Source organism: Streptomyces zagrosensis (assembly GCF_014203645.1).
GTDB lineage: Bacteria > Actinomycetota > Actinomycetes > Streptomycetales > Streptomycetaceae > Streptomyces > Streptomyces zagrosensis.
The window spans coordinates 65,834-91,966 of record NZ_JACHJL010000022.1; the positions used below are offsets into that span (position 1 = coordinate 65,834).

Annotated in this window: 25 protein-coding genes and 2 pseudogenes; 13 read left to right on the forward strand and 14 right to left on the reverse strand. The window is 67.2% G+C overall.

Annotation, left to right across the window (positions count from 1 at the left end; genetic code table 11):
- Positions 1–7 precede the first annotated feature (7 nt).
- Complete coding sequence (locus FHS42_RS30355) at positions 8–199, reverse strand: hypothetical protein (RefSeq protein ID WP_184578060.1); 192 nt, start codon at positions 197–199, stop codon at positions 8–10.
- Positions 200–332: 133 nt separating this feature from the next.
- On the reverse strand, positions 333–1,061 hold the full coding sequence (locus FHS42_RS30360) for a hypothetical protein (RefSeq protein WP_246495633.1): 729 nt from the start codon (positions 1,059–1,061) through the stop codon (positions 333–335).
- Between the two features lie 618 nt (positions 1,062–1,679).
- On the opposite strand from FHS42_RS30360, the gene FHS42_RS30365 reads away from it, so the two are divergent.
- Positions 1,680–2,201, forward strand: a complete 522-nt coding sequence (locus tag FHS42_RS30365) for a hypothetical protein (RefSeq protein ID WP_184578064.1) — start codon at positions 1,680–1,682, stop codon at positions 2,199–2,201.
- Between the two features lie 630 nt (positions 2,202–2,831).
- On the opposite strand, the gene FHS42_RS30370 is transcribed toward FHS42_RS30365, so the two are convergent.
- Entirely contained in the window at positions 2,832–3,044 is a 213-nt protein-coding gene (locus FHS42_RS30370) for a hypothetical protein (RefSeq protein WP_184578066.1), read from the reverse strand.
- Between the two features lie 100 nt (positions 3,045–3,144).
- On the opposite strand from FHS42_RS30370, the gene FHS42_RS30375 reads away from it, so the two are divergent.
- The 7 genes from FHS42_RS30375 (at position 3,145) to FHS42_RS30405 (ending at position 10,121) form a co-directional block, all read left to right on the forward strand.
- The gene (locus FHS42_RS30375; RefSeq protein ID WP_312867101.1) at positions 3,145–3,414 is read left to right on the forward strand and encodes a hypothetical protein; all 270 of its coding nucleotides are present in this window, start codon (positions 3,145–3,147) and stop codon (positions 3,412–3,414) included.
- 87 nt (positions 3,415–3,501) lie between these two features.
- Complete coding sequence (locus tag FHS42_RS30380; RefSeq protein ID WP_184578068.1) at positions 3,502–4,020, forward strand: septum formation family protein; 519 nt, start codon at positions 3,502–3,504, stop codon at positions 4,018–4,020.
- On the forward strand, positions 4,017–5,024 hold the full coding sequence (locus FHS42_RS30385) for an ABC transporter ATP-binding protein (protein WP_184578070.1): 1,008 nt from the start codon (positions 4,017–4,019) through the stop codon (positions 5,022–5,024). Before FHS42_RS30380 ends, FHS42_RS30385 begins: the two co-directional genes overlap by 4 nt.
- Positions 5,011–5,967, forward strand: coding sequence for a hypothetical protein (locus FHS42_RS30390; RefSeq protein WP_184578072.1), 957 nt, complete (start codon positions 5,011–5,013; stop codon positions 5,965–5,967). Before FHS42_RS30385 ends, FHS42_RS30390 begins: the two co-directional genes overlap by 14 nt.
- Positions 5,967–6,917 (forward strand): hypothetical protein, encoded by a 951-nt coding sequence (locus tag FHS42_RS30395; RefSeq protein WP_184578075.1) that lies wholly within the window; start codon positions 5,967–5,969, stop codon positions 6,915–6,917. Before FHS42_RS30390 ends, FHS42_RS30395 begins: the two co-directional genes overlap by 1 nt.
- Positions 6,918–7,021: 104 nt before the next feature.
- Complete coding sequence (locus FHS42_RS30400) at positions 7,022–7,258, forward strand: PilN family protein (protein ID WP_184578078.1); 237 nt, start codon at positions 7,022–7,024, stop codon at positions 7,256–7,258.
- Positions 7,259–7,706: 448 nt separating this feature from the next.
- Complete coding sequence (locus tag FHS42_RS30405) at positions 7,707–10,121, forward strand: UvrD-helicase domain-containing protein (RefSeq protein ID WP_312867102.1); 2,415 nt, start codon at positions 7,707–7,709, stop codon at positions 10,119–10,121.
- 120 nt (positions 10,122–10,241) lie between these two features.
- On the opposite strand, the pseudogene FHS42_RS30410 reads toward FHS42_RS30405, so the two are convergent.
- The 3 genes and pseudogenes from FHS42_RS30410 to FHS42_RS30420 all read right to left on the reverse strand — a co-directional run bounded on the left by FHS42_RS30410 (position 10,242) and on the right by FHS42_RS30420 (position 12,182).
- A pseudogene (locus FHS42_RS30410) lies at positions 10,242–10,679 on the reverse strand (VOC family protein).
- A gap of 41 nt (positions 10,680–10,720) precedes the next feature.
- Entirely contained in the window at positions 10,721–11,683 is a 963-nt protein-coding gene (locus FHS42_RS30415; protein ID WP_184578084.1) for a hypothetical protein, read from the reverse strand.
- A 100-nt stretch (positions 11,684–11,783) separates the two neighbouring features.
- Complete coding sequence (locus tag FHS42_RS30420; protein ID WP_184578087.1) at positions 11,784–12,182, reverse strand: peptidase inhibitor family I36 protein; 399 nt, start codon at positions 12,180–12,182, stop codon at positions 11,784–11,786.
- A gap of 394 nt (positions 12,183–12,576) precedes the next feature.
- On the opposite strand from FHS42_RS30420, the gene FHS42_RS30425 reads away from it, so the two are divergent.
- A complete protein-coding gene (locus FHS42_RS30425; RefSeq protein ID WP_184578090.1) occupies positions 12,577–13,539 on the forward strand; it encodes an ArsR/SmtB family transcription factor in 963 nt (320 codons plus the stop codon).
- Between the two features lie 703 nt (positions 13,540–14,242).
- Here the strand turns inward: FHS42_RS30425 and FHS42_RS30430 are convergent.
- Positions 14,243–14,818, reverse strand: a complete 576-nt coding sequence (locus FHS42_RS30430; RefSeq protein WP_184578093.1) for a hypothetical protein — start codon at positions 14,816–14,818, stop codon at positions 14,243–14,245.
- A gap of 101 nt (positions 14,819–14,919) precedes the next feature.
- On the opposite strand from FHS42_RS30430, the pseudogene FHS42_RS30435 reads away from it, so the two are divergent.
- The 3 genes and pseudogenes from FHS42_RS30435 (at position 14,920) to FHS42_RS30445 (ending at position 17,811) form a co-directional block, all read left to right on the forward strand.
- Positions 14,920–15,720: pseudogene (locus FHS42_RS30435) on the forward strand (IS5 family transposase).
- Between the two features lie 697 nt (positions 15,721–16,417).
- Entirely contained in the window at positions 16,418–17,374 is a 957-nt protein-coding gene (locus FHS42_RS30440; RefSeq protein ID WP_184578098.1) for a DUF4232 domain-containing protein, read from the forward strand.
- Positions 17,375–17,562: 188 nt separating this feature from the next.
- Positions 17,563–17,811: a hypothetical protein gene (locus FHS42_RS30445; RefSeq protein ID WP_184578102.1), complete on the forward strand. Its 249-nt coding sequence runs from the start codon at positions 17,563–17,565 to the stop codon at positions 17,809–17,811.
- Positions 17,812–17,955: 144 nt separating this feature from the next.
- Here FHS42_RS30445 and FHS42_RS30450 read toward each other — a convergent pair whose 3' ends face one another.
- A complete protein-coding gene (locus FHS42_RS30450; RefSeq protein WP_221477011.1) occupies positions 17,956–18,504 on the reverse strand; it encodes an allene oxide cyclase barrel-like domain-containing protein in 549 nt (182 codons plus the stop codon).
- Positions 18,505–18,831: 327 nt separating this feature from the next.
- Between FHS42_RS30450 and FHS42_RS30455 the strand changes: the two genes are divergently transcribed.
- Positions 18,832–19,404, forward strand: a complete 573-nt coding sequence (locus tag FHS42_RS30455; protein ID WP_184578120.1) for a MarR family winged helix-turn-helix transcriptional regulator — start codon at positions 18,832–18,834, stop codon at positions 19,402–19,404.
- Between the two features lie 28 nt (positions 19,405–19,432).
- Here the strand turns inward: FHS42_RS30455 and FHS42_RS30460 are convergent, their stop codons facing one another.
- The 6 genes from FHS42_RS30460 to FHS42_RS30485 form a co-directional block, all read right to left on the reverse strand.
- Positions 19,433–20,164: a gamma-glutamyl-gamma-aminobutyrate hydrolase family protein gene (locus FHS42_RS30460; RefSeq protein WP_312867103.1), complete on the reverse strand. Its 732-nt coding sequence runs from the start codon at positions 20,162–20,164 to the stop codon at positions 19,433–19,435.
- Entirely contained in the window at positions 20,161–21,645 is a 1,485-nt protein-coding gene (locus FHS42_RS30465; protein ID WP_184578123.1) for an aldehyde dehydrogenase, read from the reverse strand. The genes FHS42_RS30460 and FHS42_RS30465 overlap by 4 nt, the downstream gene beginning before the upstream one ends.
- Positions 21,646–22,091: 446 nt before the next feature.
- Positions 22,092–22,823 (reverse strand): TetR/AcrR family transcriptional regulator, encoded by a 732-nt coding sequence (locus FHS42_RS30470; RefSeq protein WP_184578126.1) that lies wholly within the window; start codon positions 22,821–22,823, stop codon positions 22,092–22,094.
- Positions 22,824–22,851: 28 nt separating this feature from the next.
- Positions 22,852–23,697, reverse strand: coding sequence for a fumarylacetoacetate hydrolase family protein (locus FHS42_RS30475; protein ID WP_184578129.1), 846 nt, complete (start codon positions 23,695–23,697; stop codon positions 22,852–22,854).
- Positions 23,698–23,710: 13 nt separating this feature from the next.
- Complete coding sequence (locus tag FHS42_RS30480) at positions 23,711–24,637, reverse strand: 3,4-dihydroxyphenylacetate 2,3-dioxygenase (protein WP_184578132.1); 927 nt, start codon at positions 24,635–24,637, stop codon at positions 23,711–23,713.
- Positions 24,630–26,093 carry an aldehyde dehydrogenase gene (locus FHS42_RS30485; RefSeq protein WP_184578135.1) on the reverse strand — a complete coding sequence of 488 codons (1,464 nt, stop codon included), beginning with the start codon at positions 26,091–26,093 and terminating at the stop codon, positions 24,630–24,632. Before FHS42_RS30485 ends, FHS42_RS30480 begins: the two co-directional genes overlap by 8 nt.
- Between the last annotated feature and the right edge of the window lie 40 nt (positions 26,094–26,133).

Sequence of the window (26,133 nt, forward strand, 5' to 3'; positions counted from 1 at the left end):
AGATCATTCATCGCGCAAGATCCACTATCGATACGCGGCCTAGTTCCCCGTTGGGATCGACCGCCTTGTGCATGGCGCGGGTCTCGAACGAGGCGACGTCCACGATGCGAGGGCGTCGGCCGCGGGCCCGGGCAACATCGATGGTGCGGTTTTTGACCACCTTCCACGCGAACGCTTCGGGCTCCGGCTGGCTCAGCACTTGGTGCCAGTCGATAGCCAGTTAATCGAAGGTGCTGTCCCCTGCCTCTTCAGCATCGGCCCTTGAGCCAGAGACGATCAGTTAAGCCGCACGCCACGCGGCGCGTCAGCGAGCGGGGCGCGCCGAAGCCGATTCAGGCGCGCAGAGTGACGCCGAAACGGGACTTCATCCGCCGCAGTTCCCACAGCGAAGCGGCCGTTACCGACAGCGGTCCCCCCAACATGGAGCTGAACTGGACGACGGGCGGGCCCCCTGGCATGCCGTCGCCAATCAGGTTGAAGACCGCGAACACCCACACCAGCGCCATGGTGAGGACGGGCGGCAACATTGGGTGGACCTGGGCGCTGTTGAAGGCAGTGCGGGCTGAGTACAGCGACGCCAGCAAGAAAAAGGGAAGACCCCACACGATGACGATGAGCGCGGCGACGGCCAGTACGTATTCCCACCAGCTCCTCCCGTCGCGGTCGTCGATCTGGGCCGTAAGAACGAGGATTCCGCCGATGACGGCCAACGTCAGCACGTACCAGCCGACCGCGGTGAGCGGAGCGCGCAAGCGGGAGCGCAGATGCGGTCGCAGGTGCGGGGGCGCGTAGGAGATGAATCCGAGGATGACCAAAGGTCCGGCGATGAGCAGCACGAACGGAGCGACGATGAGGTTGGCGACGCCGCCCCAGGCCGCGTCCTCCCAGCGGTTGCGGTCCACGTTGTAGGCGAGGATCAGGGCGATGGTGGCGGCAGCACCGAGCACCGTGCGGGCCAGTTGAACGCGGTCTACGGCGCGGTCCGCGATCCGGCCTTCACCCTCCTGCGCGAAGAGCCTGGTGGCGACGCGGTGCGCGGAGCGCAGGATCGCGGAAACCAACCCGAAGAGTGAGAGGTATGACAGGCAGCCACGGGAACGCCTGGCGGGGGGCCTCGTGGGCTGGGGGCCGTAGGGGTACGCAGGCTGGTTCGGGTACGGGCCTGGATTCGGTGGTGGTGGACCATACGGATCGCCCTGCGGTGGTCCGTGGGGGGTGCCCCAGCCGCCCAGGCCTCCCGGTCCGTTGCCGCCCGCTTGACCGGGGCCGTTGCCCGGTCCCCATCCCCCCGTAGCCATGCCGCTCCCCCTTCATCTCGGCAGCTTGCTGTGGGCGTCCTGTGACGCCACGGCGCAGTGTAGTGACACAGGCCGCGCTCGTTGCCGATCGCGCGCATAGGTGCGCCGCCCGCCGCCGGCGCGACGCGTGCCCGTGGGGCTCGAACCCGCCCCACGCCTCGTGCGGAACGGCTGCACCCAGCCTGGACCCGGTTCAGGGCGGCGGCAAGGCTCACGGGCTCAACATGCGGTCCGGGCCGAGCACCGCCTGTGCCGTCACGGCGTCGTCCACTCGGTGAGCGTCGTCAACTACCGCTGTTGGAAGGCCCGGGCTACTCCGCGCCAGAAACGGAACCATGCATTCAGCTCCAAGTGACCTTACCGAAGGACGAAGATGGGCGCATGACGTCACTCCAAGACCCCGTCATGGACCTGGTACACGCATCCCTGGAGCCGGCCGCGAACACGGCGCGGCTTCGTGCAGAACACCCCGCGTGCCAGGTGGTCATACGGGTAGTCGAGTCCGACCTGGCGGCGGATGGCGCCGAACACGTGAACATGCTCGCGATCGGTGCCGGTGTGGCGGCGGCGGGGCTGACCGCCTGGCTGGCCCAGGAAGGCGACCGCGACACGACCGACATCATCTCCGAGTTCGAGAAGGTGGCTGGCTCTCAGGGCTTCGCGAGCACCCCGCTCGTAGAGATGCTCAAGACACTGCTGACCGGTCCCGCCGGCATGGAACAGACCGCGAAGTTCATGGTCCGGCTCTTTCACGACGATGAGGAGGCCTTCTACGACCTCATCGTCGAACTCGGCGGTTACATCGCCTCCTGCATCGGCCTGCTCGCCGCACACGGCATCAGCAGCCGCGATGACACGCTGGAGGCGCTCGACGGCATGCTCGACTCGTTCTACACCGGGTGAGCGCACCCATCGCGGCGCGGACGCCCGGCACTCCGCCGGGCGTCCGCGCCTGCTGGTACCCGTGGCACCGAAGGCTGACCGGGCCGGCCATGACAGCACCAACTGCGCCAGCACGGTGAGGCTCGATCGAGCCGCGCCGGTTCCGCTACGCGGCCCTCACCGGAACGGGGTGCCCCTGGTATCCGCGTCCTGGCGCCGTGCGCTCTCAAGCAGCGCGGCCGGGCCGGAATCGCGAGGGGTGAAGCAGCGGGCTTCCTGTCGGACTCGCGAACGTGGCTGACGACGCGTGGCAGACGGTTGTCCGGACCGTGACGAGGTGGGGGCCATGTTGATGGGAGCGAGCGGGGATTACTGGAAAGACAAAGCACTGCCCAGCGTCTTCAAGCACGACCTGCTGAAGCGCTCGTGGGTGAGCAGTTCCAGGAAGTGCGTTGTGACGCTTCAGTGATCGGCGATGGTGGCGCGCTCAGTAACCACGGCGAGGACACAGCCGGTGGCGGTCAGGACCCGGCAGGTGTCCCGCCTCGGATACGAGCGGTGATGGGGGCGGCCCTTTGGGAGCGCGGCGCGAAGCTCGGAAGAGTCATGTCGGTTACTCGCGGGAATCGTCGGCCGCCGATGAGGTGGGCGTCAGTCGGGTAGGGGCACGCGGATAACAGGATCGAAGGGGCGTTTGTCGAAGCCAGTGCGTACGTTGCGGCAGCTCGGCGCCTCACACATGAAGTACCCATCCACGTTCTTCTGGCCCGTGCGGTCCTTGAGCCAGACCTCCTCGTTCTCAGTGAGAGGACGGTGCGGTTCGTCGGTGTCGCAGGTGTAACAGAACTTGATGCCTGGTGGCACAACAACCTCCTGAAACAGGCGCTTGGGTCGCAACCTCAAGCATATGAGGCCGAGTTGAGTCTCTAACAGGGGTCAACCGGCCGTCTCTCCGGACAACGAGGTGCTGAAACCGCCCCGGTCACGCTCCGGCACGGCCGGCACAACCGAAGGAGCCACGGCACAGGCGGACACCCGCTGCACCTGGAGCACCATCACCATCAACAGCGGCAAGGGCGCCGAGGCTCCGAGTGCGGCGTCCGGCCACAAGCACGACACCGGGAACCACTACGTCCGCTACATCGCCGGCGACCTGGTCGACTGGTGGGCGGACAACAACGGCGGCAGCGACGGCGACACCTGGGACTCGTACTACGGTACGCGCAAGTGCTAGCCTCCCCGACCGCTTGAACCAATTACCGTGGTGCGGGTGGCAGTTCACCCGCACCACGCGTTCCCCACACCAGAAGGCGAACCAGGCATGCGCCATCACCTCACGTCACCGCTGGCCACAGTCGCCCTGACGGCGCTGATGCTGTCGGGTTGCGCCACAACCGAGGGGGAAGCGGATGACCCGGCTCCCGGGGCGGAGCAGTCCGCGAACTCCCGCGATGCGATGAGTGATCTGCCGGACGGAATTCCCACCCCGTATTCCGATCTCAAGGTCGGCATGTGTTCCAACTTCCAGGGAGATGTCCGCTCGGACCAGGAAGTCGGTACGGTGGACTGCTCGACGCCGCACCGATTCGAGATTCTGTCCGAGGCCAAGATTCCCAAAAGCGGGGGAAGCCCGTTCCCCGGTGATCGCGGCGTCATGGACGCCATGCGCACCCTCTGCGCTCCCGTACTGGACCCCCTCGTTTCGAAGAACAAGGGATCTATGATCGGACTGCTCTTCGTGCCGCTCAAAAAGGATTCCTGGGAAGCCGGGAACAGGACCGGCTACTGCTCCATAACCTTCCCCGAGCCCAAAACCGGAAAGATCGGCAAAGCCGCGTGACGCAGAAGCCCGAACACACCGGGCTCTCCGACGCGCTCGTCCGCTTCGACGACGTCCGAAAGTCCTTCCGCACCGCGCGCGGACGTCGGCAGCAGGCCCTGGACGGATTCTCTATGTCCATTCCCCGGGGTTCGGTCGTGGGGCTTCTGGGACCGAACGGCTCAGGCAAAACCACTGCCCTCAAAACTCTCCTCGGCCTTGTCCGGGCCGACAGCGGCAGTGTTCACGCCTTCGGCCACGCGCTCCCCAAGGACCAGCGGTACGTCGCCGGTCGCATGGGCGCGCTCATCGAGGGGCCGGCGTTCAACGCCTCGTTGACCGGCGAGCACAACCTCCGGCTGATCGGCGAGCTGCACGGCGCGGGGCCCGCCGAGGTGGCCGACGCGCTGGAACTGGTCGGGATCGCGCACGCCGCCCGGCGCGCCTACTCCGGTTACTCCCTCGGCATGAAGCAGCGGCTCGGCGTGGCCGGGGCCCTGATCTCCGATCCCGAACTCCTCGTCCTCGACGAGCCCATGAACGGGCTCGATCCAGAAGCCGTGCGGGACATGCGGGAGCTACTGAAGAGACTGCGCGACGAGCGCGGTATGACCGTGGTCGTCTCCTCCCACATCCTGGCCGAGGTCGAGCTGGTCTGCGACTGGGTCACCATCGTCAGGAACGGCCGCGTCATCTGCGACGCCGGGGTCTCCGAGCTGATCTCCCGGGGGACCGAGCACCTGGTGGTGCGGGTGCACGACACGGTCACCGAGCAGGCCGTCGCCGTACTGGAGCGGCACGGCCACACCCTCACCCGGGCCGCAGGCCCGCGCGGCACCGACGAGCTGCGGATGCCCGCCCCCCGGCCGCACCCGCACGCGCCCGAAGTGCTGAGGCTGCTGACCGCCCAGGACGTGTATCCGCGCGAGCTGCTGGTGGAGTCCGTCTCCCTGGAGGACATCTACGTCGCGGCGGTCCGGGCCGCCGACGCCGCAGCGGAGGACGGCCCCTTTGAACGCCGTTGACCAGGTGCGCGGCCTCGGCGCCCCGCCCTGGCGCCGCCTTGTGCGGGCCGAGCTGCACCGGCTGACCGCCCCGCCCGCCGTACGCCGTGTCACGGCCGCGCTGCCGCTGCTGGTCCTGGCCTTCGGCCTGTCGAAGCTGTTCACCCACAGCCCCGACACCGGACCGGCGCTGCGCGAAGCAGATGCGCGCTACCAGGAGTTCATCGAACAGGCCGCTCGTACGGGCATGCCGACCGGCAGCATCGGGCGGGACTCCTTCTTCGACGACCCGCGCTACCTGATGGAGTCGCTCTCCTTCGGCGACCTGCGCACCGTCCTGCTCGGTCTCTGCGCGGTGGCCACGGTCTTCGGGATCGTCAGCGGCGGGGCCGACTGGGCTTCGCGCGTGATGCTCACCCTCACCGCCGCCGAACCCGGGCGCGCCCGGCTCTTCCTCACCCGCGGCGTGCTGGTCGGCAGTCTCTCCATGGCGGCGACCGCCCTGTTCGGGCTGTTGCTCGTGCCGTGTCTGCTGCTCGCGGCTCATCTACGGGGGAATACGGAGGGCCTGGACTCCGCGTACTGGGCGGTGCTGGTCAGCCAGTTCCTGCGGGGCATCGTGCTCGTGGGCCTCCTGGCCCTCCTCGGCTACAGCCTGGCCGTACTGACGCGCCACGTCCCCGCCGCCCTCGCCATCGCCTTCCTCTATCTCGCCGGCGCGGGCCGGGTCTTCGGGGGGCGGGGGCCACGACTGGCCGAGTACGACATGGACGGCCTCACCTTCGCCGTCCTCAACGAGAAGCCCGTCATCCCCATGGCGGAGTCGAACTGCATCTCGGGCCCCGGCTGTGCGGCGACCCACGTCGACCTGACCGCCTTCGACGGCTTCGCCGGGGTCCTCCTGTATCTCCTGCCGGTCCTCGTATTGGCCCTGTGGCGCTCCACCCGAACGGACGTCGGCTGATGCCTCTCATCGCGAAACCCTCATCGCCGCCCCTAAGCCGCCTCGTCCGGGCCGAACTGCACCGGGTACTGAGTCCGAAGTCCGTTCGGTACGGCCTCCTGGCGCTCCCCGCGATCCTTTTGGCCCTTGCCGTATCCACCTTCCTCAGTCATCACACCGATGTGGCGGCGGCGTGGCGGGCGGCAGAAGCGGCCTACCGTACGTACGCGGAGGAAGCGGCGACCCGGCCCGCGGGCTCGGTCGAGACCCTGTCCCCTCGCGAGTTCTTCGACGACCCCCGCTACCTCATGACGAAGGCGTCCTTCGTCGATCTGCGCGCCGTGCTGTCGGGGCTATCGCTGGCCGCCCTGGTTCTCGGTGTCCTCAGCGGGGGTGCCGACTGGTCGTCCCGCGTGATGCTCACCCTCACCGCGGCCGAGCCCCGGCGCACCCGTCTCTTCCTCGCCAGGGGCCTGCTCGTCACCGCGGTCGCGACCGCCACCGCCGTTTTGGCCTCGTTCTTCTTCGTGCCCCTCCTGCTGGCTGTGGCCAGCTCCAAGGGGTCCCTGGCCGAAGCGGACGGGCGGTATTGGACGGTGCTCGCCGTCATCGGGGCGCGGGGCGCGGCCCTCGTCGGCCTGGTGGCGCTGCTGGGCTATTCCCTCGCCATGCTGACCCGCCGCACGACCACGGCCCTCGGTATCGCCCTCGCCTATCTGGTCGCCTCCGGCCGCATCGTCCAGGACTACGTCCCGGCACTGGCTGAGTACCAGCTCCCCGGGATCACGTTCGCCGTCCTCAACGAGCGTCTGCTGATGGAGACGGACCGAACCACCTGTGTCGGCGAGGCCGCCTGCCTGGCCATGCAGGAGGGCACCACAGCGACCACCGCCTTCCTCGCCCTGTCTGTTCACCTGCTCCCCGTCGTGGCGGCGGCCTGGTGGCGGTTCGCGCGCCGGGACGTCGGCTGAGGTCGATCTGCGCGAGGGGGCGCCCTGGCGACCGGCGCGGCCCCTACCAGCACCTGGCCGAGCAGTTCGAGCGGCGCCTCAAGGCGATGCAGCACGCTGGAGCGATGCCCGCCCCCCGCGACGGACAGATCGCCCGACTTAAGGAGGACAACTCTGCCCTGCGGGCCCGAGTGTCCGCCCGAGACGCTGAGATCGCCGAGCTGAAGGAGTTCCGCAAGCGGGCGTTATCGCAGCTCGCGGTTCAGCACGCCGAACTGCACCGGCTGCGCCGGCAGTTCGCAGACGGCACCGTACGGCGGTTGCCCACGCAGCCCTCGGCCCCGTTCAGCTCCTGCAGCTGACCCGCCGCGGCACCCAGCCACCCCTGCTGTCCGCACAGGCCGGGGACCGGACGGCTTGGCCTTCGAGTCACGGTATGAATTCTCGGCGGTCCACTGCCCGGCGGGCACTGACAGCCACCTCTTCCATCGATCGGTCAGCTAGTCCTGCGGGTCCCTACTTTCAGGTCCCGATCACGCGGTGCCATGTGACGTACGCCCTTGGCCGCTTGGGCTGCAGAGCGCACGCCGGCTTTCAGGTGCTTTCGGCGTGTGCTCGGCGCGCAAGTTGTCGAACTGTCGTTCTACGTAAGGCGAGTTGACGTTGGTTGATCGGACATCTATTTGAGTTTTCGCCGCCGGGACGCGGATTGGGGTGGCAGGGTGCCAGTGGGGCTCGCCAAGCTGGTCGTTCGCGGCCGGGCAGGGCCGCGGCATGACAGACCGTAGTGCGGGTGGAAGGGCGTGTGGCGTGGCTTTGAAGGCGACGGCTGAGCAGGGAAAGGCCCGGGAGACGTTCGCCGCAGGTCATGATCTGGCGTTGAGGGCCGGCGCCGGTACAGGGAAGACTGCGGTGCTGGTGATGATGGGGTCGGCCACGCGTCGGCGGGGTTTGTACGTGGCCTTCAACAGTCAGAACACGGACGAGGCCAGGGGCCGGTTCGCGAGGAACGTGGAGTGCCGGACCTCGCACTCGCTGGCCCATCGGGCAGTTGGCCGTGAGTTCCAGGGCCGGCTCGATGTCTCTCGGTACATGCCGTTGAAGCACACCGCGCAGTTACTGGGGTTAGACCGTGACTTGGCGGTGGGTACGAGACGACTGAGAGCGACGACGCAGGCGCGACTCGTCATGGAGATGGTCCGACGCTTTTGCTACAGCACCGATGAGCAGGTGGCGGCGCGGCATCTCGGGCCGGTGAACGGGCTGGACGATCTGGGTGCGCAGTACCTGGCGGAAGTGCTGTTGAAGAGAGCCCGGTGGGCATGGGAGGACATCTGTTCGCCCAACGGAGAGCTGCCGTTCCAGCACGATCACTACCTGAAGATGTGGGCGCTGACACGGCCGCGCTTGCCCGCGGACTTTGTGCTGCTGGACGAGGCGCAGGACACCAACCCGGTCCTTGAGGAGATCTTCCTGGCACAGGATGCCCAACGGGTGTGTGTCGGAGATCCTGCGCAGCAGATCTATGAGTGGCGGCACGCCAAGGACATCATGAGTGGGTTTCCGGGGCGGCAGCTTGAGCTGACGGAGTCGTTCAGGTTCGGTCCACCGATCGCACAGGTGGCGAACCGGTGGTTGCGGGCTGCGTCATCGACGATGCGACTGATCGGGCGAGCCGGCGGGTCTTCTAGGTTGGGGCGGGTGGAGTTTCCCGATGCGGTGTTGTGCAGGGGGAACGCTGACGCGCTGGCTGAAGTGCTGCGCTTCCTCGAGGAGGGCGTGCCTGTCGCGCTGGTCGGTGGCGGTAAGCCGCTTATGAAGATCGCTGAGGCGGCGATCGATCTCCAGGCCGGTCGGCGAACCTCGCACCATGAGCTGTTTCTGTTCTCCTCATGGGGTGAGGTGCAGGAGTACGCCGAGCAGGACTCTGCCGCAGCGGAGCTGAAGGCGATCGTGGAGATAGTGGACACCTACGGGCCGCAGCAGATCATCGCGGCCGTCAGGCGGATGGTTGAGGAGAAGGACGCGCGGGTGGTGGTGTCCACCGTGCATAAAGCCAAGGGGCGCGAGTGGCGGCGAGTGCGGGTCGGGGGTGGGTTCGCTCCCTCACCTGGTGAGACTGGGCGCCGGGGGGTGTCGCCGGCGGAGGCGCGGCTGGTCTACGTGGCGGTAACGCGCGCTCGGGAGGTCTTGGACCTGACGGGGCTTGAGTGGGCCGAGGCTCAGATCCGCGGGGCCTCGCGCGGCTCGCTGACGAGCTCCCCGGAGGGTGTGCCGTTGGGAGCGCTGCCGTTGACGAAGCAGCTTGAGTACCCGCGCTCGCCGATGTCGAAGTTCTTCAGCCGGCATCTGCCGCGTACGGAGCAGGTGCTTGATTCCTACCTGCGACAGTCTCGGGAACTTCCGCCCAGCGTACAGCCCATGGATGAGCGACGTCCCCACTACTCAGCCCTTGGTCATACGATCGACTACCGCCTCCGGCTCGGCCTAGGGCACGGTCCTGGAAGTGCGGTCGCCATGGGTGTTCGCCTTCTTGGCGCTTCCCGCGTGCTGGAAGGTGCGCCCTCGCCTGAGGTACGGGCGGCGCTGTATACGGCCGGCACCCAGCTACTGGCTCGCCTTCAGTCCCATGTGGAAGGCGAACTCCACCTGGATGAGGAGGAACTGACTCGGCTGTGTCACGTGGCAGGCTTCTACGAAGCGGTCTACCGCAGCGGCGTCTTCGCCCGGCGCCGGAACCTGCTCACACTGGCTCAAGCGGATACGACCTTGCAGAATCTGGTTGCCGCGGTGCCGGCGTATGTGCTGGAAGACATCGCGGAACAGGTGGCACTGGCACACGAGCCGTTCGCGCCGTTTAGGCGCTTGCCGGCGGAGCAGCGGGTGTGCGGCCCCGTGTTCACCGGCAGTGCCGATCTGGGTGGTGCCGACGCTGACTTCATCGTTGGAGGCCTGCTGATCGACTGCAAGGCCACCACCCGTCCGCACAAGCTCGATCGCACCGCTGTGCAGCAACTGGCCGGGTACCTCTTACTCGACTACGACGACGCGTACGGCATCGACCGGGTCGGCTTCTACCTCTCCCGCCAAGGGGCACTGATCACTTGGGAGGTCTCGGAGTTCCTCAGGGCCTTGGGAGCTGCCGTCCCCCTGGTCAGGCTGCGCACTCTGCTGCGTGATCACCTTCGCCAGGCGAGCCGCTCCACGCCACCGGTGGAGAGCTGATCGCGAGCTGCGTTAGCGAGGACCGGCTCACGCGCGCAGTGCGCTGCGAGCACGGTGAGTGCGAGGAGACCAACCGCATCGGGGCTCGCCCTGTCGCCGGCATGCTTCAGCTTCTTGTTCTCAGCGCAGTTGCTCGGCCAGCCCGATGATGATGCCTGCCGGTCCGCGGAGGTAGCAGAGGAGATAGCTGTTCTCGAACCGGGCGATCTCGCCGACGAGTTCGGCACCGTGAGGGCGCAGGCGAGCAACGGTGTCCTTGACGTCGCGACGGCGAACATACGCGGTGCGTCCCCACAATGTTGTGCGGTCGGTTGCGGGGCCCTGCGCTGATCACGGCGGGGCTACGTATTTCGCCAGCTCAAGCCGGCTGTGACCGTCCGGGGTTCGGACCATCGCGACGTCGCAGCGGACGCCGTCGAGCCCGGTGCACTGGTCGGCAAAGGGGCCCTCGACCTCCGCTCTGCCCTCCGGCTCCATACCGAGTTCCACGAAGAACGCGATCGCACCGTCCAGGTCCTCGACGACGATGCCGACGTTGTCCATCCGTTGAACCGCCATGCTGGCTTCTCAACCAACAGCGTCCGGTGAGCCCGAACCCCTCAGTAGCTCGGTGGTCCCGACCCGAGGGAGATGAGGCCCCGGGTGCGTAGCGTGCGATAGGTGACGATCTCTTCCGAGCGGGTGCGGGCGACCTGGTCGCGGTAGTGGTGATCGAGTGAGCGCACCAGCTTGGCCCGGCCGACGTGCCGGTCGCACTGGGCATCGGCGACCGCGATGGCGATGTCCTCGGGAACCTTCGAGTTCTTGCCGCGTGTGCTCTTGCTCTTCTCAGTCTCCTCGCGGACGGCGGTGGCGGCAGTTCGGGCCGCCTCGGGAGTGCGGTAGGTGTGCCCGCTCTCTCTCATGCACCGCCGCCACGGTTCCTCAGTGTGGCGGAGTCGCTTGTCGTCGGAGACCAGCCGAAGGACCTCTGTCTCGACATTGATGGCCACCATCTGCGCCTTGAGCCAGGTCCGGAGATCTCCGTACAGGTGCTTCTCGGTTCGCGCGACGCACCCGTCCTCGTTCATGAACGCGACGCTCCGGTCCGGCAGGCGGACGCTGATCCGGTGTTGGGGGGTGCCGGAGAGCGCGTGCCCGTATCGCTGCTGACGGCTCTTGGAGAGCGAGCGCAGATGAGCGGCGTTGGGATCACGTCCCGCCTGGGGAGAGGCCTCGGAGGGGGCCGCTCCGTAGCCATGGCGCCGACGCAGCTCAACATCGTCTCCGCGCCGCGGGTCCTGGGTGGGGTCCGGTGGGGACGGCCGGTGCCACCGTGCGGGGCGGTAGACCTGACCGCGCTGTGCCATGCATGCGGCCCGGAGCTCTTGTTCGGCCTGGAACAGCCGCTTTTGCTCGGTGAGGCTGCCTCGGACCTTGGCGAGCTCCGAGCCCTTGAGAGGTGACGGGGTTGAGGCAGGGGAAGAGGAGGCGTCTTGCGAGGTGCAACCCGTTGCCCAAAGCAGGAGAGCCAAGGCGTACACGATCACCGCGTGCGGGCGCAGACAGCGACGGATGGTCATTGCAGGGCCCTCCCTGGGGTGTAGTTCGCACGGTCCCGAGCGCAGGTCCGCGCCCAGGGCCGTGCGAACGTCGGTGGGGTCGGACTTCCTGCGGTACTGCTCAGCAGTCCCTGGTCCACTTGTTGCCCGAACCACTGTCGTTGGGCCTGTGCTGGGTCCAGCCCCTGCCGTCGGGGAGACAACCCAGTGGGGTTCGGTAGTTGATGTCCCGGTAGAGGTAGACGCCCATACCGGATGTGCCGCCGTTCCAGGAGGAGGAATCGTTGTCGTCGATGGCCCAGGCCTTCCAGCTGGGGTTGTTATCCGCGAAGAGGTACTCGCTGCCCCCGTAGTTGGCGTTCGAGTAGACGCAGTAGTACCCGGTGTTGCAGGTGTGCGCTGAGGTGGCGGTCGGGTCGGAGTCCATTGACTCCGCCTCGGCTGCCGGGGCGAACACGAGGCATCCGCCGGCGAGAGTCATACCTGCGGCGAGCCCGGCAAGCTTCGAGCGAATCGACATTGACTGTCCTTCCTGGGCCGGTACGAGCTATCACCAGCCCTGCTGCGGATAGTTCGGGTCTTGCACGGCCGTTCTGTCGGACACGGTTCGGACCGGGTACGTGCCGCCGGATGGTGCGTAGGCGTGTCGCCTGATGTGTCGAATTCCCTGCCCGTTCTCCACTCCGGGCCGCGGCTTCGTGGTGATGCACGTACTGATGCCGAGGGGTTCCCCACGGTCGCCGTACTTTCGGCTCGGAGATCAACTCACGGCCACCGCTCTTGGCGTGAAGTCGAGTGCCGACGACATCTCGACGCCTGCCATGCTCACACCTGGCCACAGCAAGCCGCCATGGTTTCGGTTCTGACCGAACAGTGGCCGTCCCAGGGGACTTCGCACACGGGGAGCGACTCTTATGCTGCGCTTGCATTGCACTGCGGAGGACCTGCTGCACGTGACCTTCGCCGCCCAGCCGGCGCCCTTGATGGAGATGGTCATGGCGTTGGCGGCCCTGCAGCGGACCGACCTGCCTTCCTCGATCGGCAGATGGCAGCGGCAGGCGACAGAGACGCTCCCACCCAGCGCGCGTCCCCTGCTCGAACTGGTGACATCGACGGGCCGAGGCCCGCTGTTTCTCGATTTCCTCACCAGCGGGGTGGACGAAGGTATCGACCTGGTGCGGGCGGCGTCGGCCAGCTTCGTCCGCTCTGAGTTGCAGCGCGTGTGCGCACCCTCGCCGCCGTCTCTGTGGATTCGCAGTCTGGCTGACCAGGACCAACAGGCTTGGTCTGTCCTGCTGCAGGCCATCAGCGCGGCTCACGGAAGTCTTCTAGGGCCACACTGGAAGCGCCTCATATACGGATTCGATGCCGAACGGGCCTGGCGAGTGCGGCTCATGGCCGAGCAGGGCATCCAGTCGGCCATCACCAGTCTCGCTCCCGGGGCGCGCTGGCTGGGCACTACGGTGGAATTCGATGCCCCCTACGATCGTGACGTCGTGTTCGACGGTGAGGGCTTGGTCCTGCTGCCATCGATGTTCTGGCGCGGGTGGCCACTGCTGGCAGCGCGCCCCGATACCGCGAAAGTCCTGGTCTACCCCGCCATGGTTCCGTTCCCGCTACTGGGCAACCAGCCCGCGACGGATTCATTGGCCGTGCTGCTGGGACGCACCCGCGCCGCTGCCCTGGAAGTACTCGCCCGGCAATGCACCACCAGCGACCTCGCGCGGGAACTGGGCATCAGCAAATCCTCGGCGTCTGAACATGCCAAGGCACTCCGTGATGCCCGGCTCATCAGCACTACACGTGACGGCAAAGCCGTCTGGCACTCCTGTACGCCCCTCGGAGTGGACCTGCTCACCGCCACGACGCACCGATGACGACTCCTCGCACCATGTGACCGGGAGCCCGATCCTGCATTGCCAACCCTGGTCAGAAGACGATGCCCAGCGTCCCCTCCGGCCGAGCTGATCACCCCGGACTCCAACACACTCCATAAGCGCCGCAGTTCCAACCATCGATGCGGACCCGAGACCACCGCCGGCTTCCTCCCATAGCCTCCCGCCGTCTTTCACCGACCAAGCACAAGAGTGCCGAGCAGCAGGTCTCAACGCGTCAACAACTGTCCCTGTTCATCCGTACGCGGGTGGGGACGTGCACATGTACGCCGACAACTGGAACATCGGTGTTAGCCGCACGCGGCGCCACGGCTTCACGCGGTCCCGGCCGGGGCCGGGAGTGCTTCCGGTGGCACATCCGACAGCACCAGCCGCAGCGGCGCGGGCGTGTCTTTCTCCGTGTTACTACCTTGATTGCGTGTGCTTGCCGCCTCGCCGTTCGTCGCGGGACCGTGAGCAAAGCACCACCTCCGTTACGCCGATCGCGATGCACCGGGTTCCGCCTTGGGCGGCCCAACCGCCGCGTGCGTGTCGCGACGGCCCGCGACGGTCGCGAGCGCCCTCGGAAGGAGGACCTCGATGCGCGACGGTCGGTGCGGGAACAGCGGGGAGACCGCTGAGCCGGGGCCTGGTTCCGGGTCGGTCCAGCCTTCGTTGTCGCGGAGGTGGTGGCCGTTACTTTTTTCTAGGAGTCGGAAGGGGCTGTGGCAGTCGTGGCCAGGCTGTAGAAGACCGAGCGTCCTTGCTTGGAACGTTCCAGCAGTCCCTGCGCGACGCCCTGCTCCAGCGTGTTCCTGACTACGGTCACCTGCACCGTGCGCTCAGGATGTGCCTCAGTCAGCGCATCCGAGACCTCTGCTGCGGACTTGGGCTCGCTCTGTCCACCCAGGTAGGCCGTAGTCAGCTCCAGCCAGGTCGGCTCACCCGGCTTCTTTGTCGAGGCTGCCTTCTTGGGGGCTTTACGCCCGGTGGCGGCAGCCTGCTTCCCCGCCGCTGCCTTGCCGTTGGAACGCCGGGCCGCGGGAACGGCGGCCGTCTTACGGCTCTTGCTCTGCTTTGCTGTCCGCTTGGATGTACCGCCGAGCACCTTCTGCATCTGTGTCAGAACCTGCTCGCTCTCCTCCAGGCGGACGAGATCATCCTGCAAACGTGCCAACTCGGTACGCACGCGTTCCTGTTCGCCCCGGTTCGCCGACAGGTCGTCAGCCACCCGCTGGGCATAGTCTGCGGTGACACTCGGGACGGGAAGGTTTACGGACATGTAGTCCTCAGCTCTCGATGTGGGGGGACATATGTAGCGCCGATAGTACCCACATAAGACGTCATCTCATTTGGCTGGGTAAACTGCCAGTCGTGGCGGGGATCGTTGAGCGGCTGGTGCCGGATGAGTTATGGGAGCTGTTCCAGCGGGTGGTTCCGGAGGCGCCGTTGCGTCCTCAGGGTGGAGGCCGACGTCGGCATGGCGACCGTGCCGTGCTGGCCGCAATCGTCTTCGTGGCGACCTCGGGTTGCACGTGGCAGCAGGTGCCGACCGCGTCGTTCGGGCCGTCCGGCGCGACGGCCCACCGGCGCTTTACCGAGTGGACGAAGGCCCGAGTGTGGGCCGAACTCCACCGCTTGGTCCTCGACGAACTCGAATCCCGCGGCGAGCTGGACTGGTCCCGGTGCGCGATCGACTCGGTCAACATGCGGGCCCTGAAAAGGGGGAGCCGACAGGCCCGAAAGTGGTAGACCGGGGTAAGTACGGGTCAAAGATCCACTTGATCACGAAGCGGACCGAACTGCCCCTGTCCATCGGCATCTCTGGCGCCAACACGCACGACACGCAGGCACTGATCCCGCAGGTGAAGGGCATACCGCCGATCCGTTCCCGCCGGCGGCCCCGGCGGCTTAGGCTCCACAAGCTCCACCCCCTACAAGGGCTATGACCACAACCACCTGCGGCGCTGGTTATCCGCCCGAGGAATCCGGCACCGCATCACCCGCAGGGGCATCGAAACCTCCCAACGACTCGGCCGCCAGCACTAGACCATCGAACGCACCATGTCCTGGCTCGCCGGATGCCGACGCCTGCATCACCGCTACGAACGCAAAGCCGACGGCTTCCTCGCCTTCGCCAGCATCGCCTGCACCCTCATCTGCTACCGCAGACTTACCAAATGAGATGCCATCTAGTGCTGAGACGGTGTTTGTGGTGCCGGGTGGTCGGTTGTCTTGGGTTGCGTGTACGTCGTTTGTAGTGGCTGATGCGGGCGTGGTGTTGTCGTCTGCGGTGCCATGCGACCAGTGGCGGATGTGGTCGTCTGGGGTGGGACGACGGCTGGTGAGGCGGGTGATCAGGTGTTTGATCTCTGCGGGGCTGAGGTGGATGAGCGGGGAGGGTCCGTTTTTGTTTTGTCCGTATCCAGTTGGCGGGCGCGCAGGGTGGTCGGGCAGGTGTGGGCAGCCTTGAATTGCCTGACGGGGTGGCGCCCCATGCGGTGCTTCGTTCCAGCAGTTCGACTTCCAGCACCAGAAAAGGACGAACTCGCTGATTAGGCAAGGCAGTTGGCCAAGCAGCTGGCAGAGGTAGCAGAGGTACAGGCCGAGCGATCGAACTGGCCGTCGCTGTGAAAGTCCTTGTGCGGATGGAGCGAGCGCCTCGCCGACGAACGCGCCTCGGCCACGCCGATGCCAGGGCCGACGAGCGGGCACAGCATGGGACTTCGCGGAATCCGCAGGGGTTGCGCCCACGATTCAGGGAGCCAAACACCTCAACCGACCACGCCCCCGACCCCGACCCCGAAATCGTGACACGCCTGTGACCGGAGCTGTGGCCTCCATCACGTGCGTAGGGTTCACATCCTGATCAGATGATCGGATGCCCAGACCTGTCCCGCTGCGTTCGGCTCTCGCCCGCACCGCCCCCTTCCTGTCAGCTCTCGCCGTAACCGCTCTGCTGCTCACGGCCTGCGGGACCGAAGGCGCTGGCGACGGGAGTGCCGGCGCCAGCGCGGCCGGATCGCCGTCCCGTACGCAGGTCGACGATCCGGGCAAGGACGGCGTACGAATCACCGCGCTGACCCTCCCATCCGCTTCTCCCTCGCCCACCCGCAGCCGCTCTGTCTCCGCCGACAGCCTTGCCACGGACTCCGGGGTCATTGCCGCCTACGAGGTCACCAACCAGGCAGCCGAGACCTTGACCTACTCGGTCGTCTTCACCTTCGTGAGCGGTGACGGCGGGGCCGTGGTCAACCAAACCGCGACCGTGCGCGACGTCGGCCCCGGCAAGACCGTACGGAGCACGGTCAAGGCGGGACAGCTGCCGCCCGCCGCGCCGCGGGTGACGCACGCCAAGGTGCTCGAAGTGACCAAGGTCCCCGCGAGCGAGGCACCAGCCGAACCAGGCACGTGCCCCGCCTCCGGAATCCAAGTCAGCGCCGACGAAGGCGACGCGGCCATGGGACTGCGCGTCGTGGGCCTGCATCTCGACAACTGCGGCACGCGCGACTACACCGTCGAGGGTTACCCGCTGTTGGAGCTCTTGGACGACGGCCTCAAGCCCGTCAACGGCGTCAAGGTCCTCGACGGCAGTCGCGAGATCACCACCGGCGCTGGGGCCGACAAGGAGCCCCGCCCCATCACGCTCAAGCCCGGCGATTCAGCGACCGCCAGCCTGGTGTGGCGCAATACCACCGAGTCCGGCACGCCGGTGAACGTGCCCCATGTGCGAGTACGAGCGAAGGCCGGTGCCGGCCCGGTGACGGTGACGGTGAACCTCGACCTCGGAACCACCGGAAAGCTCGGGGTCAAACCGTGGGAGGCAGCGGAACGCTAGGCGAAGCCTGCACAGTCCATCGCCGATCCCGTACCGCCACTGCTGGCCACGAAGAGCCAGCCGGGGCCTACGTCCGGGTCGCCGGCGCAGTCACCGAGCAGCTGGCCCGGGCCGCCCGACTCGCGGGCGCCCGCACGCTGCCGACGCCAAGGTCCTCCTCGCCCATCAGGAGGCGGTGACGGGCGGCGGTGAACGAGTTGACTAATGACACGTCCTGGCGACCTCTGCTCAGCCGCCCGGACCTCAACCCTTGGGTCGCAGCACCCTGTCGGCCAGCCGTCCACGAACGCCGCGCGGACTGGATCGCCAGCCTCCCCGATCACGTACGGATGCGGACCGACTTCAACCTGTCCCTCGCTGTCTTCGCCGTCTTCGCAGTCTTCGCTGTTTTCGCAGTCTTCATCGAAATTGTCGTTCGACGAGCCGCGGAGCGATAGGCCCTTGCGCCAATCCCTCAAGGCTATGTACATCCTGATGGTGCGACGCCCGGCCGCCGCCGTCCGGTTCGCGTTCGCATGGGTCAGGGACGCGCCGCCCCTATCCCTGGGGCTTCCACACCCAGTCCCCATGCGCTTCGCCTATCAGCGTAGGATTTCGGCCCGCAACCTCTCATTTGGCGTTGCGATGTCCCAGTAGCGAGTCGTACCCCGCGCATTACGGTAAAGCCCTGTACCGCCGGTGATGGCCATATCGACCGAGCTTGCTCCCTTCACCGCGAGCGACTGCATCGTCAAAGAGCCACGTTCGATTTCTATTGTGATCAGGCACTGCGTCGTAAGTTTTCCACCATCGATATGCACGACCTGGCATGATCCACCCCCACGCCCGACTCTGCGACCGTCCCTTATGGCGGTGCCAGAGTAGACGCTCATATCACCCAGGCTTGGCCCTGCTGGGTCGAGGTCAGTAGCCGCGTATTGATCGTTTTGAATCTTGAGATCCAGGACCTCGACGTGGCTTCTTTCCGGGGTATTAGCATCTGCGCTGTCCAGAGCGTAGACGCCGACAGCAGCGGCGGCCAGCGATACGGCAACGAATCGCATAAGCGTCGTTCGTGTGGTGCCGCCTCCCTTTGCATGTCTCCGCTCCCATCGATACGCGGCGGAGGATTTCGAACTGTTGACGACCATGGTGGATACCCCTCGCTGTGATCTCCAGGTACGAATGCCCTTGACGTTATGACTGCCAAGTCGTCTTGTCTAAGGCCAATATCGCTATGGCGTCATACCCTCGAAGGCATGATGGAGCTCAACGCACTCGGGCTGTTCCCTGTAGTGGCGCGACTGGAGCACCTCAGGTGGACCGCCGACGAGTTGTCCATCGCATAGCCGTCGCTGGGCAGGAACGCATCGCGTACCAGGGCGGGCGAACGAGATCTCGCCCCTACAATTTGGTCCCGAACGACCGGACGCGCCGAAGGGCCGTTCGGGTCTGTACAGGCGACTGAGGGAGCACTCTTGCCCGGCCAGCGATCCATCACAGAAGCGGAAAAGCTCGCGGACGCCAAGCTAGGCGGCATACCCGTCCGGCGAGAGCAGATGGTGGCCGTGGCCAATATCTACCGGGCCGCGTCCACCGTACGCCAGCACCTGGAGAGCTCCGTTCTACGCGGCGCGGACTTGTCCTGGACCGCGTTCGTTGTGCTGTGGGTGGTGTGGGTTGGGGGCGAGTCGCAGACCCGGCATGTCGCGGAGGAGGCGGGCGTCTCGAAGGGGACGTTGACCGGTGTTTCCCGCACCCTTCAATCGCGCGGGCTGCTTCGTCGCGCCGCGCATCCCGTCGATGGGCGGCTCGTGCTGCTGTGCCTCACAAAGCAAGGTGAGGAATTCATGCGGCGCGTATTCCCCGAGTTCAACGAGGAGGAAGCGTTCGTGACGTCGCAGTTGAGTGACGAGGAGTGCCGAAGCCTCGCCGACGGGCTGCGGCGCGTGGTCCTTCAGGTGGAGCAGCACGGTGAGGAGCGCCGCAGGTCACTGCTGAACGGAACGGAGCCCGCGCCCCGGCGCAGCGGCCGGCGCGCCAAGGGCTGAGCCGCCGCTGCGCGATGCGCGGTAGCCCTCAGCGGGTCTCATACGCGGCGCGCACCAGGGTGTCGAACAGGCGCTGTTGGGCTGGGTCTTCTCGCGCCGTGTCCTCGGGGTGCCATTGCACGGCCGAGAACCATCCGCTGGTTTCGGTAGCCTCCACCGCTTCGATCGTGCCGTCGATGGCTCGCGCGGTGGCGACAAGTCCCTCGCCGAGCCGGGCGACGTGCTGGTGGTGAAAGCAGGACGCCTGGAGGGTGTCGGCCCCGGCGATGGCCGCGATGGCAGTGCCGGGGGTGAGGGAGACCGGATGCCTGATGTGCCGGTGTTCGCGGTCTGGACCGCCCATGTCCTGGTGCAGTGTTCCGCCCAACACGGTGTTGACCACCTGCAAGCCGCGGCAGATCGCCAGCAGTGGCAGGCCCATCGCCAGTGCCTGGCGGGCGACTTCGAGATCGAACGCGTCCTGCTCGTGGTCCACGTCGTACACGGCTTCGTGCGCCTGGTCGGCCTCGTAGCGGTGCGGTGAGAGGTCTCCACCGCCGGGGAGCACGATGCCGTCGAAGCGGGCGAGGCGGGCGGCGGTCAGTGCCGGATCGCAGCGGCCGGCAGGAGCGTACGGATGAATGGTGGCGGGTTCGCCGCCCGCCCGCCAGATCGCCTCGATCAGTGCTCGGGCGTTGACCTCGGCGGCGTAGCGCAGGGCCGAGGTGGTGGCACAGAAACGAGCCGGGACGGCGATGAGGGGGCGGTGAGAGTGGGTCACAGCTGGAACCAGGTGGTCTTCACTTCGGTGTACTTCTCCAAGGCGTGGGCGGACTTGTCGCGTCCGTTGCCGGACTGCTTCATGCCGCCGAAGGGCACTGTCAGGTCACCCTCCTCGTAGCAGTTGACCCAGACCGTCCCGGCCCTCAGGGCCCGTGAGACCTGGTGTGCCGTGGACAGGTTGGAGGTCCACAGACCTGCGGCGAGGCCGTAGTCGGTGGCGTTGGCGAGGGCCACCGCCTCGTCGAGGTCGTCGAAGGTGAAGATGGACAAGACCGGTCCGAAGACCTCCTCGCGCGCCAGTGCGGCGTTGGGGGCGACGCGGTCGAAGACCGTGGGCTGGAGATACGCCCCGCCGGTCTGCGGCAGGGTGCGTTCTCCCCCGACGCGCAGCCGTGCGCCGGTGTCTACGGCGGCGTGGATGTGTCCGAGCACCCGGTCGAGATGGTCCTGTCCGACCAGTGGGCCCATCTCGGTCGACGGATCGAGTGGGTCGCCGACGCGCAGCGCGCGAGCCCGCTCGACGATCACCTCGCTGACGCGTTCGGCGATGGAGGAGTGCACGAGAAGCCGGGAGGGTGCGGTGCACATCTCGCCCTGGTTGAAGAAGATGCTCCAGGCGGCGGTGGCGGCGGCCTTCTCCACGTCGGGAGCGTCCGGAAGGATGATGTTGGGGGACTTGCCACCCAGTTCGAGCCAGACGCGTTTGAGGTTGGAGTCGGCGGCATAGCGCAGGTATTGACGGCCTACGGCGGTGGAGCCGGTGAAGGCCAGGACATCAACGTCGGGGTGTAGGCCAAGGGCTCGTCCAGCGATCGGTCCGCTGCCGTTGACGACGTTGAGGACGCCGTGCGGCAGTCCGGCCGCAGTGGCGATCTTGGCGAGGCGCAGGGCGGACAGGGGTGAGTTCTCCGATGGCTTGAGGACGACCGTGCAACCGGCCGCAAGCGCGGGGGCAACCTTCCAACCTGCCAGCGTTAGGGGAAAGTTCCAGGGCACGACGGCACCCACGACGCCTGCCGGCTCGCGGGTGACCAGGGCGAGGGTATCGGGTGCGGTGTGCGGGGACTCGTCGGCGAGCTTGTCGGTCAACTGTCCATACCAGCGGAAGGTGTTGATGAGGGCGCGCAGTTCGATGTCGTGGGCGTCGGTGATCGGTTTTCCCATTTCCAGGCTCACCGTGAGAGCGAGGTCCGCTCGCTCTGCCTGGATCAGGTCGGCGATGCGTAGCAAGACCCGGCCGCGTTCGGCGGGTGCGAGCCGCGGCCAGGGCCCGCTGTCGAAGGCCCGGCGTGCCGCCGCGACGGCCTCGTTGATCTCCGCCGCTCCCCCATCGGCCACGTCGGCCAGCGGCCGGCCGTCCCTCGGCGAGACCACGGTGAACGTGTCGTCTGTCTCGTGTTCGACACCGTCGATGATGTGCGGGCCAGGGAGTTGGAGCGTCTGCGCTCGGCGTATCCAGTCGTCGTGGGTGGCATCCACCGTGCGTCCTCTTTTCGCTGGGAGATCGAGTGGGTGGGGCAAGCGTGTGCCAGGCCGGCACGCGGCTTTCGGGAGTAGGGGCGGGGCCGGGCGGCGTGAGCCGACCCGGCGCCTTCGGGCGAGCACCGCGCGCAGCGCCGGGCCGGTCAGCTCCCGGCGGCGCTTGCGCGGCGCGGTTGGTCGGCGCCGACCCGGCAGCAGTGTCCGCGCCAGGACGGCCAAGCGCTGAACCGGGCGAAGGGACGCGCCATCGGGTCCATGCCGAGGGACTCGAACGGTACGGCCGATCCGACAGCGATGCCGATGCCGAGGGCCCTTCGTACGCAACTTGCGGTCCAAAGGGTGTGGCGGGTGTTACCGCCGGCACAGGGTGCGTGGCAACAGATGGTCACGGCCCGAGAGGGGAAAAGACCCCCGGTGGGTAGGTCGAGCCGCAACGGTGCGGTTCAGTTGTCGGCGGCGGCGTTGTCGGCGCGGGCCGTATTGTCGGCGTCGGTGACGGTGGCGGTGGCGGTGGCGTCGGTGACGGTGGCGTCGGTGACGGTGACGGTGACGTCGGTGACGGTGGCGTCGGTAGCGTCCGCGGTCAGTTTCACCAGCAGCGCCCGCAGCTCCGACAGCGCCTCTTCGGTCACGTCTCGCTCACCGAAGACGAGCTGGTGGAGTACGAGCCCCTCCAGTGCGGCGAAGACCAGTCGTGACAGCCCCCGGTCGATCGGCCGGGCGAGTACGCGGGCGAGCTCGCGCTGCGCGGCGTCGAAATACTCCTCGTACAGGCCGCGCAGCTGGGGCATCAGCTCCGGTCGGCGCCTGGCCTCTAGGAGCAGTTCGTACTGGAACGCCTGCACGTCCGGCCCTGCCGCCACCATCCCTCCCAGATTGGCGGCGAAGTCCTCCGCCGTGCCGGTGCCGGTGTTGAGGGCGTTGACACGGAGCGAGGAGTGGATGGCATGGTTGACGGCCGCTTCGATGAGCGCGTCGCGGGAGCCGAAGTGGTGGACGACGAGCCCGTGGGTAACCCCGGCCTCCTCGGCGACGGCCCGGTAGGTCAGCTTGCGCAGACCACTTCGCGCCACTACGCGTACTGCGGCGTCCAGCAGGGCGACCCGACCCGTCCCGTAGTTCGTCACGCGCTTGCGGGTGCCGCATGCGCCAGTGGGCTCGACGGGGTCGGTCATGACGCCGACCCTACCGGCGGCGGGCCGCTCAGCGCTTCGGCGGCCTGATGCCACGAAACTCCCAGTCGCCGCCGAGGGCGGTGGACAGCACCTCCTCGGACTCGGTCGGCTGGGCTCCGACATCGGCGCGGATGGCGGTGGGGCCGGTGACGATGTGATTGGTGAGGCGGCCGAGTCCCTCGACCTCTACCTCGACCACGTCGCCCGGTTGCACCGGCCGGGAATTAGCCGGGGTTCCGGACAGCAGCACGTCCCCGGGGCACAGGGTGATGGTGCGGGCTATGTCGGCGACGAGGTAGTGCATGTCCCAGGTCATCTCGTCGGTGGAGCCGTCCTGGACGACCTTCCCGTTTACCGTGGTCCGCAGCCGCTTGCCGCGAAAATCCCAGTCAGTGACCAGGCCGGGGCCCAGCGGGCACAAGGTGTCGGAGCCCTTGACTCTGAGCATGGAGCCCGCGTCGGTGTCCCGGAAGTCGTGCAGGCCGTAGTCGTTGGCCACGGTGTAGCCGGCGATGTACTCGCCCGCCTGGGCCGGGGAGATGTTGCGAGCGGTCTTCTTGATGACGATGGCGACCTCCCCCTCGTAGTTGAGCCACTTGCAGCCTTCGGGGCGAACGATCGCGCCCCGGTGGCTGTTCAGCGCCGAGGTCGGCTTGTGGAAGTACGTGGGGCTGTCCGGCAGGTCAATCTGGAACTCGTCCACCCGGCTGCGGTGGTTGAGGTGGACCGCGATCACCTTGGACGGCATGACCGGCGGCAGGTGGTGCGCGTCCTTGATCCTGACGCGTCGCCCGTCTCCGGCGACCAGTTCGTCGCCGTCGCGGAGGGTCTCCGTTGCGGCGCCGTCGAGGAGGATGCGGCGGTACTCGGGCATGACGGGAGCCTTTCTAGACGGGGTGCGGGGAGGCGGACGCGGCGGGTAGGCCGGTGCCGGTCCAACCGTCGGCGGGGCGGTCGAACCACAGGTGCGCCTGTCCGGTGCCAACGGAGTTCTCGTACTCGCCGTACTGCCGGCCCTTCGCGGTGCACGCCTGCTCGCCGAGGGCTCCGGCCAACATCAGGTAGTGGAAGAACTTCGCCTCCGGCTTGACCTTCCAGAACGCGTCCATGGTGTCGAGGACCTTGTCGTGGCGGCCCTGGGTAAACCAGGCGATGCGCTCTTGATCGGCTGCCCGCGCTTGGGGGGAGAAGATGTGCGCCGGGTCGCTGGCCTCGTGGTCGCGCAGTTCGCGCAGCGGCCAGAAGGTGTGCGACAGGGCTCCGGAGGCGATCAGCAGGACACGCCGGCCCGGCGTGGCGGCGATGGCGTCAGCCACGGCGCGACCGAGGCGCAAGTGGTCCTCCATGTCGCCGGTTTGGCACACGCCGATCGTCATCCAGCGTTTGTCGGGCAGACCTTTGCCGAGGAACTTCCATAGATTGAGCGTGGCGTAGTAGATCGGCAGGTACGCATCGTCGATCGCGGTGATCCAGGTGCCGTGCTTGCCGGCGAACGAGGCGATGTTGTGGGCGAGTTCGGGGTCTCCGAGGAAGTCGTAGGGCGTACGGCACATGCCGCGCGGCAGTTCCTCGGAGGTGTACAGGCCACTGCGGCGGGACTGGGCGGCGACGACGAACTCGACAGTGGTCGCCCAGTGGGAGTCCATGACGAGGACGGTGTCGTAATCGTCCCGCTCGAAAACGTCCTTACGCAGTTGCTCCAGGCCGGTGACGAGGGTGACCTCCTTGCCCTCGTTGAGCTCCAGTCGGGTCTTTTTTGGGAGCACGATGGTGGGGACGTGGGCGAGCAGGCCCGCCCCGACGATTTCACCCATGGTCTTGCCAACCCTTCGCAGCGGTGACCGTGTTCTTGAGGTCGCAGTAGAAGTCGAAACTCCACGTGCCGCCCTCGCGGCCGACGCCGGAGTGGCGCGAGCCGCCGAACGGCGCCTTGAGGTCGCGGACGAAGAAGCAGTTGACCCAGACGGTGCCCGCAACCAATTGGGCGCTGACCCGCCCGGCGCGCTCAAGGTCGCCGGTGGCTACGGTGGCGGCCAGCCCGAAGCGGGTGTCGTTGGCCAAGCGGACGGCCTCGTCATCGGTGGTGAAGGTTTGCAAGGTCAAAACGGGGCCGAAGACCTCCTCTTGCACGATCTCGGCATCTTGCCGTACGTCGGTCAACAGGGTGGGCGCGTAATGCTGCCCCTCGCCCCGGTGCCCGCCGATGACCGCGCGCGCGCCGGACGCAAGCGCCCGCTGCACGAAGCCGTCGATCTTCTCCACCTGGCGGGGGTGGATGTTGGGGCCGATGTCGGTGGCCTCGTCGCGTGGGTCGCCCTGCCGAAGCTGGGCCGCCTTGGCGACGAACCGGCGCGTGAACTCTTCGACCACGGCTTCTTCTACGAGGAGGCGTGCGGCTGCTAGGCATACCTGGCCGGCGTTGTCGTACTGCTCGATGGCGAGGTCTACGGCGAGGTCCACATCCGCGTCGGCGAAGACCAGCAGCGGAGACTTCCCGCCGAGTTCAAGGCTGAGGGGAGTGAGGTTCGCTGCGGCCGACGCGGCGATGTGCCGCGCGGTCGGCACGGACCCGGTGAAGCTGATGCGGCGTACGTCCGGGTGTGAGGTGAGGGCGTCACCGATCTCGGAGCCGTAGCCCTGCACGACGTTCAGGACGCCGGCCGGAAGTCCGGCTTCGGCAGCGATGTCGGCGAGCAGTGAGGCGGTCAGCGGTGACCACTCGGCAGGCTTGAGCACGACCGTGTTGCCGGCGGCGAGCGCCGGGGCAACCTTCCAGGTCGCGAGCATCAGCGGCGCGTTCCAGGGTGTGATCAGTACGCACGGGCCGGCCGGGTCCCAGGTGACGTGATTGGTATGGCCACGCGTGGTGAAGTCCTCGTGCTCCAAGGTCAGCAGCCAGTCGGCGAAGAAGCGGAAGTTGTGGGCGACGCGGGGCATGACACCGCGCCGGTGGGAGCGCAAAAGTGCGCCGTTGTCCATGGTCTCGACGATCGCCAACTCTTCGAGGTGCTTTTCGACTGCGTCGGCGATGGCGTGCAGGATGCGGGCGCGCTCGGCGCGTGGGGTGGCGGCCCAGCCGGGGAAGGCGGCCTTGGCGGCGGCTACGGCCGCATCTGCCTCCCTCGGAGTGCCCCGGGATATCTCCCCGAGTGTGGCGCCGTCGATGGGCGAGGTATCGGTGAAGGTATGGGTGGAGGCGACCCGTTGGCCGCCGATCCAGTGCCGGGTGTCGATAGTGACTTCGGCGACGGTGGTGTGGTGTTCGCTCATGGCCTCGTACTCCTGACAGTCATTGCGCTGCGCTGCGGTG